Source organism: Tateyamaria sp. 7Alg 36, from assembly GCF_059882455.1.
The window spans coordinates 1459138-1473068 of the sequence record NZ_CM187613.1 but is presented as its reverse complement, the minus strand read 5'-3'; the positions used below and the strand labels follow the sequence as shown (position 1 = coordinate 1473068).

At 62.7% G+C, this 13931-nt stretch carries 14 protein-coding genes; 4 read left to right on the top strand and 10 right to left on the bottom strand.

Annotated features, from left to right (window positions below):
* Nucleotides 1-66 precede the first annotated feature (66 nt).
* The 3 genes from AC6GQJ_RS07135 to AC6GQJ_RS07125 all read right to left on the bottom strand — a co-directional run bounded on the left by AC6GQJ_RS07135 (nt 67) and on the right by AC6GQJ_RS07125 (nt 2554).
* Complete coding sequence (locus tag AC6GQJ_RS07135; RefSeq protein WP_500773182.1) at nt 67-381, bottom strand: hypothetical protein; 315 nt, start codon at nt 379-381, stop codon at nt 67-69.
* 126 nt (nt 382-507) lie between these two features.
* A complete protein-coding gene (locus AC6GQJ_RS07130) occupies nt 508-1725 on the bottom strand; it encodes a class I SAM-dependent methyltransferase (RefSeq protein WP_500773180.1) in 1218 nt (405 codons plus the stop codon).
* A gap of 58 nt (nt 1726-1783) precedes the next feature.
* Complete coding sequence (locus tag AC6GQJ_RS07125) at nt 1784-2554, bottom strand: alpha/beta fold hydrolase (protein ID WP_500773178.1); 771 nt, start codon at nt 2552-2554, stop codon at nt 1784-1786.
* A gap of 78 nt (nt 2555-2632) precedes the next feature.
* Between AC6GQJ_RS07125 and AC6GQJ_RS07120 the strand changes: the two genes are divergently transcribed.
* On the top strand, nt 2633-3007 hold the full coding sequence (locus tag AC6GQJ_RS07120) for a hypothetical protein (protein ID WP_500773175.1): 375 nt from the start codon (nt 2633-2635) through the stop codon (nt 3005-3007).
* Between the two features lie 125 nt (nt 3008-3132).
* Nucleotides 3133-3837 (top strand): type 1 glutamine amidotransferase domain-containing protein, encoded by a 705-nt coding sequence (locus AC6GQJ_RS07115; RefSeq protein ID WP_500773173.1) that lies wholly within the window; start codon nt 3133-3135, stop codon nt 3835-3837.
* Between the two features lie 74 nt (nt 3838-3911).
* Here the strand turns inward: AC6GQJ_RS07115 and glyA are convergent, their stop codons facing one another.
* Nucleotides 3912-5207 (bottom strand): serine hydroxymethyltransferase, encoded by a 1296-nt coding sequence (gene glyA, locus AC6GQJ_RS07110; RefSeq protein WP_500773171.1) that lies wholly within the window; start codon nt 5205-5207, stop codon nt 3912-3914.
* Nucleotides 5208-5378: 171 nt separating this feature from the next.
* On the opposite strand from glyA, the gene AC6GQJ_RS07105 reads away from it, so the two are divergent.
* Entirely contained in the window at nt 5379-6140 is a 762-nt protein-coding gene (locus AC6GQJ_RS07105) for an NAD kinase (protein WP_500773169.1), read from the top strand.
* A 241-nt stretch (nt 6141-6381) separates the two neighbouring features.
* On the top strand, nt 6382-7395 hold the full coding sequence (locus tag AC6GQJ_RS07100) for a hypothetical protein (RefSeq protein WP_500773166.1): 1014 nt from the start codon (nt 6382-6384) through the stop codon (nt 7393-7395).
* Nucleotides 7396-7457: 62 nt separating this feature from the next.
* Here AC6GQJ_RS07100 and AC6GQJ_RS07095 read toward each other — a convergent pair whose 3' ends face one another.
* The 6 genes from AC6GQJ_RS07095 to AC6GQJ_RS07070 form a co-directional block, all read right to left on the bottom strand.
* Nucleotides 7458-8834, bottom strand: a complete 1377-nt coding sequence (locus tag AC6GQJ_RS07095; protein ID WP_500773164.1) for an SPOR domain-containing protein — start codon at nt 8832-8834, stop codon at nt 7458-7460.
* A 220-nt stretch (nt 8835-9054) separates the two neighbouring features.
* A complete protein-coding gene (upp, locus tag AC6GQJ_RS07090) occupies nt 9055-9687 on the bottom strand; it encodes a uracil phosphoribosyltransferase (RefSeq protein ID WP_500773162.1) in 633 nt (210 codons plus the stop codon).
* 145 nt (nt 9688-9832) lie between these two features.
* Nucleotides 9833-11002, bottom strand: a complete 1170-nt coding sequence (locus AC6GQJ_RS07085; protein ID WP_500773160.1) for a phosphopentomutase — start codon at nt 11000-11002, stop codon at nt 9833-9835.
* Nucleotides 11002-12309: a thymidine phosphorylase gene (locus tag AC6GQJ_RS07080; RefSeq protein WP_500773158.1), complete on the bottom strand. Its 1308-nt coding sequence runs from the start codon at nt 12307-12309 to the stop codon at nt 11002-11004. Before AC6GQJ_RS07080 ends, AC6GQJ_RS07085 begins: the two co-directional genes overlap by 1 nt.
* Complete coding sequence (locus tag AC6GQJ_RS07075; RefSeq protein WP_500773156.1) at nt 12306-12704, bottom strand: cytidine deaminase; 399 nt, start codon at nt 12702-12704, stop codon at nt 12306-12308. The genes AC6GQJ_RS07080 and AC6GQJ_RS07075 overlap by 4 nt, the downstream gene beginning before the upstream one ends.
* Before the next feature lie 9 nt (nt 12705-12713).
* A complete protein-coding gene (locus AC6GQJ_RS07070; protein ID WP_500773154.1) occupies nt 12714-13805 on the bottom strand; it encodes a cupin domain-containing protein in 1092 nt (363 codons plus the stop codon).
* Nucleotides 13806-13931 lie beyond the last annotated feature (126 nt).

Below are 13931 nucleotides of genomic sequence, written 5' to 3'. Positions count from 1 at the left end.
TAGGGTCCGTGATGCGCAAAAGGGGCCTGTTATGGCCCCTTTATGTCACCATTTCAGGTGCTCGGTTTACCGTCCCATCATGCGCGACAGAAGCGAACGCGCCTTTTGTTCGGGCTGGGCCGCGGGCTGTGGGGCTGCCGAAACGGTGCCAAGATTCGTCCCGCACATATGCGGGGGGTGTTGCAGGCCCGACGCGCTGGCCCGTTTCTGCATCGGGCGCGGCGGCAATGTGGCGGCTTCGCTGGCGGGGACAAAGCTGCTTTTGTCCAGCAAATGCGCCTGTCCTTCTTCGGCCAGAATGTCGCGGACCGAACGCATGATAAAGGATGTGTGTTCGCTGACCTGTTCGCTGTCGGCGTCCTGACGTGGTCTATATTCCATGTGGCCGTCCTCCGTGCCGGATGGGCTGGGGCGGAAACCTTTCCGCATTTGATCATCCTGCACCGCGAGTTGGGCAATTCTGTGGTCAAAGCTTGGTTAATGATTGCCGGACGGGGAGGGGCGCTGTCAGGACGGGTCGCGGGGGGCTGCGTCGTAAAGATAGTCGCGTGTCAGGGGCACCGCGTCGCGCTTGTGCGCCAGTTGCAAATGATAAACGCCCTGCATCTGATGTTCGAAGGCAAGGATGCACACGGTCAGGTAATAGCGGAACATGCGCACGAACCGCGCATCGTACATCGCCTCGATCTCGGCGCTGTGCCCCTCGAACCGGTCCCGCCAGTGTCGGATCGTCTTCGCATAGTGCAGGCGCCAGACCTCGATATCGCACTGCCATAGGCCGGATGCCTCTAGGGCAGGGGCCAGTTCGGACAGCGACGGCACATAGCCACCGGGAAAGATGTATTTGTTGATCCAGCTCGAATGCGCCATCGGCGGCGCGGACCGCCCGATCGTGTGGATCAGGGCCACCCCGTCAAGGTCCAGAAGGTCTGCTACCTTGGCGAAATAGGTGCCAAAATTCGGCACACCCACATGTTCCAGCATCCCGACAGACACGATCCTGTCGAACGTGCCTGGGACATGCCGGTAATCTTGTAGGCGGAAGGTCACGCGATCCTCCATCCCCTCGGCTGCGGCACGGCGCTGTGCGGTCGCGCACTGGTTCTCGCTGAGCGTGATGCCAGTCACCTCGCAGCCGTAGTCGCGCGCCAGTGTCAGTGCCATGCCACCCCAGCCGCACCCGATGTCGAGCACGCGCATCCCGCGTTCCAGCCGCAGCTTGCCCGCGATATGCGCCTTCTTTGCCGCCTGCGCCTGTTCCAGCGTCATCGTGTCCTCGCGAAAATAGGCGCAGGAATATTGCATGTCCTCGTCCAGAAACAGGCGATAGAGGTCATCCGAAATATCATAGTGATGCGCCACATTGCGCCGTGCGGTGCGCGGCGCGTTGGCCTGAATGAACCGGCGGGCGTGGAAGCGCGCGCGGTTCGCCGTCAGCAGCCACGGCGGCAGGGTACCGGCAAAACGGTTACGGATGATGACGGTCATCACCTCGTCCAGCGTGCAGCCCTGCGGTGCGATCCGCCCGTTCATATACCCTTCGCCCAGTCCCAGATCGGGGTTCAGGATGATGCCGCGCACCGCCCCCATATCGGCAAAAGCCAGATGGGCGCGCTGGCCGCTGTCGGGACCATAATGGCGCACCGTCCCGTCGGGAAAGGTGATCGACAGGCGGTCCTGTACCATCATGCCTGTCAGGAAACGGTCAAGAAGTCTGGCCCACACCGGCTTGTCCTCCGCTCTTGTCGCGCGCCATAAATCTGGCGGAACAAGGCGGTTTCGGTCAAGCCTCGGGCGGGATTGCGCCCAGATAGGCGGCGACGGTCTGCTCAAATGCGCGCGGATTATCAGCATGCAGCCAGTGTCCCGCCTTGGGGATCTTGGCAAAACGCGCGTTGGGGAACAGGGTCTGAATTTGCGGGCGATAGGCGCGGTCGACATAGTCCGACGTGGCCCCCGACAGGAACAGCACCGGCCCGTCATAGCGCGCCTCGGTCTGCGGAAAGTCGAGGATCGCGGCCATATTGTCGGCCAGCGCATCCAGATTGAACCGCCAACGTTTGTCGGCAACGTCCAGCGACTGAGTCAGAAAACTGCACAGGGCCGGATCGACGCCCAGTTCGGCCAGTTGCGCATTCGCCTCGGATCGGCGCGTGACAGTGGACAGATCAACGCCGCGCATCGCCTCGATATATTGTATCTGGCTGTGGCTGTATCCGACCGGCGCGATATCCCCGACAATAAGTGCGCGCAGCGTATCGGGACGGGTCAGTGCCAGCATCATCGCGGCCTTGCCCCCCATCGAATGGCCCAGCACATCCATAGGTCCGCCCAGATGGTCGATCACCTCGGCCAGATCGGCCGCCATCGCGGGATAGCTGTGATCGTCCGACCAGAAGCTGTGCCCGTGATTGCGCATGTCCACGGTGATCACAGGGCGCGTTGCCGCCAGCCGTTTGGCGATTACGCCCCAGTTGCGCCCCGACCCATAAAGCCCGTGCGCGATCAACAGCGGTGTGCCCGTTGACGGGCCAAAAGTATCATATGCCAGCATGTCCCGATCCTTAGCCCCAAAGCCGCCCGCCGACCAGAGGGATTGCGGTGCCCGCCAAGGCCGGAGTAAAGCAGGAGGATGGAGACCGAAGACAGCATTAACGCCCGCAGCAAACGGGTGCAAAGCGCACTGGACGGTGCATTCGGTGTGCGCGCCAAAACGCTGAAACGGGCGCTGCGCAAGACCGGACGCCGCCTGCCACGCCGCTTGCGCAAGGATGCGCGCCAACTGGTCGATGCGCAGGCCCTTGGTGGTCATCCCAAGCTGATGCGCCAGATCGACAGCAAGGCATTGGCCGCAGCAGAGGAGCGTCTGATCCTCTGGCTGGACACGGTGGACCGCGCAGATGCGCGCAAGGGCTACTGGATCTGGGTGGGGGCAATGATCGGCTTCAACCTGCTGATTGTGACCACTGCTGTCATCACATGGATGTGGTGGACCGGACGCCTTTAGAAGCCCGCGGAACAGCCCCAGTTCGCAGTCGCAGAAAAAATGTTGAAAAGCCCCCTCGCGATGGAACGAAGTGCAACAGCGCGCGTTAGACCGTGAATGCAACTTCGGAAACGAGGAGAAACACCATGAGCAAGACAGCGCTAGTTCTGCTGACATCGCACAACACCCTGGGCGACACCGGCAAGGCGACCGGCTTCCACTGGGTTGAAATGGCCACCCCATATTACGCCCTGAAAGACGCCGGTTATGACGTGACCCTGTCGAGCGTTGTGGGCGGTCGTCCCCCGTCTGACCCAAGCTCCGCCGATCCCGAAGAACGCGCCGATGATGTGACGCGTTTCCTGAAAGACACGGACGCGATGGAGGCGCTCGAGATGACGACGCCACTGGCTGACATCACTGCGACCGATTATGACATCGTCTATATCCCCGGCGGCCACGGCACCATGTGGGATCTGGCCCAGACCAAGGCAGTGGGCGAAAAGATCGCTGCCGCTTACGAGGCCGGTGCGGTTGTCGGATCGGTCTGCCACGGACCTGCGGCACTGACAGAATGCTACCTCAGCGATGGCACACCACTGGTGCAGGGCAAAAAGGTCAACAGCTTCACCGACTCTGAAGAACGCACAGTCGGTCTGGAAGATGTCGTACCGTACCTGCTTGAAAGCCGCCTGCGTGAACGCGGCGCAGTGTTTGAGAAGAACGATGAAGATTTCGGATCACATGTGGCACAGGACGGTCGCCTAATCACAGGCCAGAACCCGACCTCTGTCCCAGACCTTGCCAAGGCGCTGATTGCCGCCGCGCAAGAAGAAAAGAAAGCGGCTTAATACCTCGTGTCGCTTTCTCTAATGGAAAAGGCAGGCCTCGCGCCTGCCTTTTCTGTTTTCTATACGGGGTCTGATTACAGGTTCGGGTAAAGCGGGAACCGCGCGCACAGTTCGGCGACTTCGGCCTTCACCGCGTCCTCGACGGCACCGTTGCCGTCTTCGCCATTGGCGGCCAGACCGTCCACAACGCGGTTGATCCAGTCACCGATCTGGCGGAACTCGACCTCACCAAAGCCACGTGTCGTCCCAGCGGGCGAACCAAGGCGGATACCGGATGTGATCATCGGCTTTTCATCATCAAACGGCACACCGTTCTTGTTGCAGGTGATGTGTGCACGGCCCAGTGCCTTTTCGGTCGCGTTACCCTTCACGCCTTTGGGGCGCAGGTCGACCAGCATAACGTGTGTGTCGGTGCCATGTGTGACCGTGTCCAACCCGCCCTTGTGCAGTTGATCCGCCAGCGCTTGGGCGTTCTTGATCACCTGCTGCTGGTAGGTTTTGAACGATGGCTGCAGCGCCTCGCCAAAGGCAACCGCCTTGGCTGCGATCACATGCATCAACGGACCACCCTGAATACCGGGGAAGATGGCTGAGTTGAACTTCTTGGCCAGCGCCTCGTCATTGGTCAGGATCATGCCGCCGCGTGGACCGCGCAGCGTCTTGTGCGTGGTGGTGGTGGCCACGTGCACATGCGGGAACGGGTCAGGATATTCACCCGCCGCGATCAGGCCGGCAAAGTGCGCCACATCGGCCAGAACCCATGCGCCTACCTTGTCCGCAATCTCGCGGATGCGTGCAAAGTCGATGGCCCGCGGAATGGCAGACCCACCTGCGATGATCATCTGGGGCTTGTGCTCAAGCGCCAGCGCTTCGATCTGGTCATAGTCGACATCCAGCGTATCACGGCGCACGCCGTATTGAATGGCGTTGAACCACTTGCCCGACTGGTTGGGCTTGGCGCCGTGCGTCAGGTGGCCACCGGCATCCAACGACATACCAAGGATCGTATCACCCGGTTGCAGCAGCGCCTGAAACACACCCTGGTTCGCCTGAGAGCCCGAGTTCGGCTGCACATTGGCGAATTCACAACCGAACAGCTGCTTGGCGCGCTCGATGGCAAGGTTCTCGGCCACGTCCACATATTGGCACCCGCCGTAATAACGACGCCCTGGATAACCTTCGGCATATTTGTTGGTCATCACGCTGCCCTGCGCTTGCAGAACGGCGGCGGAAACGATGTTCTCGGACGCGATCAATTCGATCTCGTCGCGCTGGCGGCCCAGCTCGTCGGTGATCGAGCCGAACAGCTCGGGATCGCTATCTGCAAGGGATTTGGTGAAAAAGCCGTCGGTTCGGTGGGGCGCGTTCATGACACTCTCCTATCAGTCGAGTCGGGGTGGATTTGGACCGTTTCCTATCGGAAACCGGAGCGGGCGCAAAGGTTGTAAAGCGCAGAATGTGTGATTGCGGGCCGCAATGCTGGTAAGGGGCGAAAATATATGGTTCTTTCGGCGCACCCGCGCCACCATAGGAAACTTTCCATGCCGCTGAAAATTGCCTTTGCTGCCAGTCGCGCCCCCGTGGCGCAGACGGCGCGCGCTGCGCTTGTCACCCGTTACGGCGATGTGGCGCCGGAAAAGGCGGATGTGATCGTGGCCTTGGGCGGGGACGGTTTCATGCTGCAAACCCTGCACGGCGCACAGGATCTCAGCGCGCCGGTCTACGGAATGAACCGTGGCACAATCGGCTTTCTGATGAACGAATATGCCGAAAGCAATCTTGAAGAACGCCTTCAAGCCGCCGAAGAGGCGCTGTTGAACCCGCTCAGCATGACCGCCACGGACGCGCATGGCCGCGCCCACAAGGCGCTGGCGATCAACGAAGTATCGCTGCTGCGCGCCGGCCCCCAAGCGGCCAAACTGCGCATCACGGTGGATGGTCGTTTGCGCATGGCCGAACTTGTCTGCGACGGTGCGCTGGTCGCAACGCCAGCGGGATCGACCGCTTACAACTATTCCGCCCACGGCCCCGTGCTGCCGATCCGCTCGGACGTGTTGGCCCTGACGGCTGTCGCCGCCTTCCGCCCGCGCCGCTGGCGGGGCGCATTGCTGCCCAAAATGGCCCATGTGCGCTTTGACGTTCTGGAAACCGAAAAACGCCCCGTCATGGCCGAGGCGGACTCGCGCTCGTTCCGCGATGTGGTCTCTGTCGAAATCCGTTCCGAACCCGCCGTCGAACACCGCATCCTCTTTGATCCCGGCCACGGGCTCGAGGAACGCCTGATCTCTGAACAATTCAACTAGGGAAATAACGCCTCGCGTCTTTGGGTCAGAAATACCTCGGGGGAAGCCGCAGGCCGGGGGCAGCGCCCCCAAACCCCGCCGGATCCCGCACACACCACACAGAATGGCACCCGCGCAACGGCTTGGCCCCCCGCAGGTCGCGTGCTAGAATCACCGGCAAAAGCCTGCAAGGCCCGAGCAACCAACCCATTCCGACCAGCCCCGCTTAGGGGGCGCAACAGAACAGGCGCTGATTAACGGCATGACGGCACTCAGCAAATATGACCGCCTCGAAGCAACGGGCCTCTGGCGTAGCGGACCGGACGCTCAAAAGCGCGAGGTCATCGTGTCGATCGGGGATGCGACGCTGGTAATCTCGGACCTGCGCGACCGCGCGCTGACCCACTGGTCGATTGCCGCCATCGAACGCGCTGCGGATGTGGATGGGCGGGCCGTGTTCCACCCCGACGGTGATCCGGCGGAAACGCTGGAATTCCCTGCGGATGAGACGGAAATGGTGGCGGCGATTGATACGTTGCGGCTTGCCGTGGCCCGTACCCGCCCCAAACCCGGACGGTTGCGCTGGCTCGGCGCGGCGCTTTCCGCCGGCGCAGTCGCGGCAGTCGCGGTTATCTGGTTGCCCGGTGCGCTGGTCGATCACGCCTTGCGCGTCGTCCCACCGGTGAAAGAGGCTGAAATCGGCGCCGCCCTGCTGGTGCGGATCGAACGCGTCTCCGGCCCGCGCTGCCGCAGCGCCGAGGCGCGCGATGCCCTTGCTGCACTCGCCGCGCGTGCGGGTGTAGATCGCATTGTCATCGTCCCCGGCGGCGTCCGCGAGGCGCTGATCCTGCCAGGGGGGACGGTCCTGCTGAACCGCGCACTGGTCGAAGATTACGAAGAACCCGATGTCGCCGCAGGTTTTGCCCTTGTCGAACGGGTGCGCAGCCTTTCCCAACCACCGCTGCGTAGCTTGCTGGAACACGCTGGTCCGCGCGCCTCTGCCACGCTGCTGACCACGGGGGCTGTCCCTGCCTCGGCGCTGGACTCATTCACTGAGGCGCAGCTTTCCCGCTTCGCGCCAACCTTGCCTGCAGACGCGGTTCTGCCCGCTTTCGCCGACTCTTCCCTGCGCAGCACGCCCTACGCCCGTGCGCGGGATATCTCAGGTGAACAAACGCTTGAACTGATCGAGGCAGATCCGATGGCCGCACGCGGCACTGACCCGATCATGCCCGACCGCGACTGGCTGCGCTTGCAATCGATTTGCGAAAGCTGACCCGCAGCCACAAAAAAGGGCGGATCGAAATCCGCCCCGTTTCCGAATTCAATGTTGCCTGCCTAGCGGACGAAGGCGTCGCCAAACCCGGCGGCACGGCTGGTGCGCAACCCTTGGCCCAACGTGGCCGAAGAGTTGAATGGACCGGCCAGCACCACCTGATAGGACTTGCCGCCCCGCGTCAGCTTGCCGATCCGAGCAGGCAGTCCGGCGCGGATAAGACGTTGCGCTGCCGCTTGTGCATTGGACGGTTGGCCATAGGTGCCGACCTGAACATAGCGTCCCTTGGCCGAGGCTTGCGGCTGCGGCGCTTTGGCCTTCGCCTTCACGCTGTCACGCGGCGCCTGTTTGACCACGGGGGCAGGGGCCGAGCGTGTGGATACGGTCGGCGCACGCGCCTTGACCCTGTTGCGCACAATCCGCTTTTGCAATTGTCCGTCACGGCGCACCAAAGTCACAGTGCCCAGATCACGCTGCTGCGTCGCCATGTCCGTGTAGGGATAGACTAGCGCCACTTTGCTGGTGACATCGCGCCCTGTCGACTTGTCGATCAAGCGGCGCGGCACGGTCTGTGTCCAGATCAGGCGTGACTGCGCCACCCCATTGAGGGTCTGCTCGGCGCGATGGCGGTTCAGGCGGTCATCTTCCCAAACACTACGATAGCCCTCTGGCACGGTGATGTTGCCCTGCGCGCGACGCGCATCATAGACCTGACGCGGCACAACACGGGTCGAACCGTTAACCGCACCAGTGACAGGGGCGGAATAGGTCGTCACGCGCTTGTAGGTTGTCGGCGCAGGCGCTGCCGCACGCGGTGCAACCTGCGTTGCAACAGAGCGCGTTGGTGCTGGTGCGACCACACGTGGCGCGCCAGTGGCAGGATGCGTCGCCTGTGGACCGCAACGCACAGGGGCCCGCGCGCCCGAGTTGATATAGCGCGAACTGATCGGCGAGGCGCCCTGACAGGCGGGCTGGCGCGGCGTGACCGAGGCGGTCCGCACCGGTGCGGGGACCGGTTTCGGCGCAGTCACGACCCGTGGCATCGGGGCGGGCGCTGGCGCTGGTGCGAGGACTGGCGCTTGACGTCTGACCGTCACACGCGGCTCGGGCTTGGCTGCCGATGGTTTCGGCACCGTAACCGTGCGCACTGGCGCCGGTTTCGGTGCTGGCTTGGCAACGCGCACAGGGGCCGCAGGTTTCGCTGCAGGCTTGGGCGCGGGCTGTGCCGCGACTGCCGCCGTGCGCGCCGCTGGTTTCTGTGCAGGCGGTGCCACGGTGATCTGCTCGACCCGTCCGGCTGTCGCCGCCCGTGGTGCCGTGCGCGCCGACTGGGCCGCCGCAGCACTCAGGCTGGGCGTCTGCCCACAGATCAGTTTGCGCGACCGGTTGACCCGAGGCACCCATGTGACATTGCCGTCAATGCCGGCGCGGATGAACACACATCCGTTGCTGTCAATATACTGCGCGCCCCGAAAGGAAGACGGCGGATATTCGGCAGGTTCTTGCCCGCTCCGCAGGTTCTGGGCATGCAATGCCCCGACACAAACACTCGCGCCAATGACCGCCAGTGCAACAATTCTCGTTATTTTCATCATATCCCCCACAAGATATAGAGGAAACGATGCCTGAAACCCGAGTCAGAGTAAAGCGGCGCTTGCGCTATTTCGTGCCAAACATGCGATCACCCGCATCCCCGAGACCCGGAATGATGTAACCGGACTCGTTCAGACGCGCATCCTGCGACGCAGTGACAATCGGCACGTCCGGATGGGCCTCTTTCATGCGCGCAATGCCCTCGGGCGCGGCGAGCAGGCAGAGGAAGCGGATATTGGTCGCACCCGCCTTTTTCAGCAGATCAATCGCCGCCACTGAAGAGTTCCCAGTGGCCAGCATCGGATCAACCGCAATCACCAACCGGTCATCCAGCGCCTCGGGCACTTTGAAATAATACTGCACCGGCTGCAGGGTTTCCTCATCGCGGTACAGGCCGACAAACCCGACCCGCGCCGAAGGGATCAACTCCAGAACCCCGTCCATCAAACCGTTGCCTGCCCGCAGGATCGAGATCAGCGCCAGTTTCTTGCCCGCCAGCACAGGCGCGTCCATCTCCATCATGGGCGTTTCGATCCGCTTGGTGGTCATTTCCAGCCCGCGCGTCACCTCATAGGCCAACAACTGGCTGATCTCACGCAGCAACTGACGGAAAACAGCTGTGGGCGTCTCCTTGTCGCGCATGATGGTAAGTTTGTGCTGGACAAGAGGATGATCGACGACGGTCAGATGTTCGGACATGGGGCAGGCTCCTTGAATACCCCGTCTTACTGCCGCGTCAGCCCCGCCAAAACAATCCCCCTTCTTTTCGTTAAAAATACTCCGGGGGAGCCGCGCAGCGGCGGGGGCAGCGCCCCCAAAACCACGTCACCAGCACAGAAAAGGCCTATGGCACCGCCACCCCAAGATGCTTTGCAACCAGTGCCGCCACATCGGTAAATCCAATCAGCCCCAGCGGCGGGCCGGAGTAGCCATGCACCAGAACAGGCACCCGCTCACGCGTGTGATCTGTGCCGACCCAAGTGGGGTCATTGCCGTGATCAGCCGTCAGCACCAGAAGGTCGTCAGATCGCAACCGCGCACGCAGCGCGGCAATCCGGCTGTCAAACCACTCCAGATGACGGGCATAGCCTGACACATCACGCCGATGCCCGTACACACTGTCGAATTCGACAAAGTTGGCAAAGGTCAGGCTGCCATCCACGCCCGTGTCGACCAAACGATCCAGATGATCCATCAGCGCCGCATCGGTGCCTTTGTGCATCTCGTCAAATCCCTGTTGCGAGAATATGTCACCAACCTTGCCCACACCATAGACACGCGCCCCGCTGTCCTGCACCCAATTGGTCAGGATCGGCGCAGGCGGCGTAATCGCGAAATCGCGGCGGTTCGACGTGCGGGTATAGGCCCCTTCCTCGCCAATAAATGGGCGGGCGATGACGCGGCCCACGCGCATCTCGTGCAGCATCGGCGCGACAGCGGCGCAGAGGTCCAGCAGCCGGTCCAGACCAAAATGCTCTTCATGCGCGGCAATCTGGAAAACGCTGTCCGCCGACGTGTAACAGATCGGCCAGCCGGAACGCACATGCTCCGCCCCGTGGGTGCGGATAATGTCAGTGCCAGAGGCATGGCAATTGCCCAGAATGCCGTCCGTTCCTGCCGCCTCGCACACAGCCGCCACAACCGCGTCCGGAAACGCGGGGGAGGCGTCGGGGAAATAATGCCACTCCCACGGCACAGGCACACCGGCCAGTTCCCAATGCCCCGACGGCGTATCCTTGCCCTGTGACACCTCGGTCGCGGCGCCTGACAAGGTGGCACCCGCCGCGCCGCCATTGGCCAGCGCCATCACATCGAACAATCCCATCTCGGCCAGTGTCGGCACGTGCAACGGGCCACTGCGTTCAACTTCCGCCCGACCAGCGGCACAGGCTTCCTGAATATGGCCAACTGTATTCGCGCCCGTATCCGGCACATCGCCGTTGAAGTAGGCATGCGCATCCGGCGCCCCGCCGATCCCGACGGAATCCATCACCACAAGAAATGCACGCGCCATCAGCCGATCCGATCCAGTATCAGGTCCCGCTTTGCAGGGGCTTTGGCGGCGATGGTCACGGCAGCCTTCAACGCAGCCTCGGCGCGGTCTGCATCAACGGCGCGCGCGGCATGCACCACAGCCAGCGGCGTCCCGCGCCCGACCTTCTGGCCCAGCCGCACCATATCCGAAAAGCCGACAGCAAGGTTCAGCTCGTCACTCTCGACCTTGCGCCCGCCGCCCAGATCAACCACGGCAAGGCCAAGCGCCTCTCCGTCAATCGCACTGACATAGCCCGCCTGTGGGGCCGTGACCTCGCGGATCACCGTTGCTTCGGGCAGGAAGCGCGACCAGTTGTCGACAAAGCGCACAGGCCCACCCATGGCCGATACCATCGTGCCGAACCGCTCGGCCGCGCGCCCGTCGGTGATGGCATCGGTGATCGCATCCGCGCCCGCCTGCACATCCTCGGCCAGTCCGGCATTGGCCAGCAACACGCCGCCAAGGCTCGCGCAAATCTCGAACAAGGGGCCCTTGCGCAACCCTGTCAGCACGCGCATCGACTCCGCCACTTCCAGCGCGTTGCCAAGGGATGGCGCGACGGGCTGGTTCATATCTGTGATCAGGGCCGTGGTCTTGCATCCGGCGGCATTGGCCGTCTTGACCAGCGCATCCGCCAGCGCGCGCGCATCCTCGATATCCTTCATGAACGCGCCCGAGCCGACCTTGACGTCCAGCACCAGACCATCCAGCCCTGCCGCCAGTTTCTTGGACAGGATCGACGCGGTGATCAGGTCCAGACTCTCGACCGTGGCCGTCACATCCCGCACCGCGTACAGGCGTTTATCCGCAGGGGCGATATCAGCACTGGCGCTGACAATGGCACAGCCTGCCTGCACCACCACATCGCGCATCCGCTCGGGCGTCAGGCTAGTCGACACACCGGGAATGGCGCTCAACTTGTCCAGCGTACCGCCCGTATGTCCCAACCCGCGGCCCGAAATCATCGGCACAAACGCACCACACGCCGCCAGCGCCGGGGCCAGAACAAGGCTCACACAATCGCCCACACCGCCAGTCGAATGCTTGTCCAGCACCGGCCCCGCCAGATCCCATTCCAGCACGCGACCCGACTCGCGCATGGCCATGGTCAGCGCCACGCGCCCTACATCGCCCAAGCCGTTCAGACACACCGCCATGGCAAAGGCACCTGCCTGCGCGTCCGTCACATTGTGATCGGCAAGGCCCTGCGCAAACCAGTTCAACTCGTCCCGCGACGGGGTCTGGCGCTTACGCAGCTTGGCAATGATGGCGCGGGCATCTGTCATGCCGAATTGTCCATATGGGCCACACCGAACGCACCGGGCAGCAACTCTGCCATGCGCATCGTCTGCTCAACGCCGCCGGTGGTGGCCATTGTTACCGTCATGTCGCCATGCGCAAACTCCGCCAGTTTCTGACGGCACCCGCCACAGGGCGTCACGGGCATCTCGCTGCCTGCCACCACATAGGCTTCGGCAATCTCGCGCTCGCCCGCGGCCACCATCGCGGCAATCGCACCGGCCTCGGCGCAGGTGCCCTCGGGATAGGCGACATTTTCAACGTTGCAGCCCACATAGATCGCACCCGAGGTTGACCGGATCGCCGCCCCCACCAGAAAGTTCGAATAAGGGGCGTGTGCGTTCTGGCGCACCCGCAGCGCGGCATCCTTCAGTTCCGTCATGGCGTGTCCTCACCTGTCTACAGCGCGCGTTTCAAAAACACCCGGCAATGATACTTCCAGCAGTTCCAGATCCTCCGAAGGATCACCGTAGCGCACTGCCATCCCGGGTGGAATAACAAAGGCATCCCCGGGCTCAAGGGGGAAAGCGGGCTGTCCTTCCCCCTCAAGCGTCATGATGCCTTCCATCACAAAGGTGAACAATATGCCGCAATCATGCGCGCTCCACGGAGTCGGTCCATCACTACGGCGGGCAACCTGCACGCCCGCGACGCCTTCGGTGCCCTCGCTGATGCCGGTGTCGCGCGCCTCGAAACCGGCCATGCGGAACGGCCCCCAAACTGCGTCCTCGACCTTGTGATGCACAAAGCGCTGGCCCTGAAACCGGCGCAGCGGATTGGGCTGGCCATTGGGCAGGGTCATCTCGTGGTCAATGGTGGTGATATGTTCGGCAGGCACACCGATCTCGATCACCTCGATATTGTCCGAGGCAAAGAGCACCTGATGCCGGATTTCCGGCGGCTGGATCACGCAACATCCTGCATGCAGGCGGAACGGCTCCCCCTGATCCTCATAGACCAGATCGACCCAGCCCTTGTAACAAAAGATCAACTGGAACCCGACCGTGTGGTAATGCACGCTGTCCGGCACGGGACCACCATCGGGAATGCGGATATGGCTGGCAATGATCGACCCGCCAAGCCGGTCGGGGATGAGATCGCGATAGTGCATGCCGGCCCGCCCGATGACCCAAGGGGCCTGATCCCGCAGACGGCGCACCACAAAACTCTGCGCAGGCTCAGGCAGGACCAGCGGCGGATGCAATGGTTCAATCACAACCTCGCTTCCGCCCGGGGCGGTCAGATGGCGTGCACCGTTCGCAAAACCGTCCGGATCATCGGTCTGTATGAAAATCTGCCCCACGGCTGCATCAAGGCCCTGATCAAGCCGCAGGCGCAATCCATGCCCCGAAAACACTGCCATTGCCGGATCATCCGCCGGATAGATCATGTCCATCCGCATCCCCAGATCACGCGTGAAAAACCCGATGTCGCCCCGAAGATCGGACGTAGGCAACCGCATCTCTGCGCGTATTTCGACCATCCTGCTGTCCCCCTTCTTTTCGTCAAATAAACTCCGGGGACATGGCGGATGCAATCCGCCATGGGGGCAGAGCCCCTGATAAATGGCGTGGGCGCAGCCCGCATTGGTCCTGATTTGGGCAAGGCT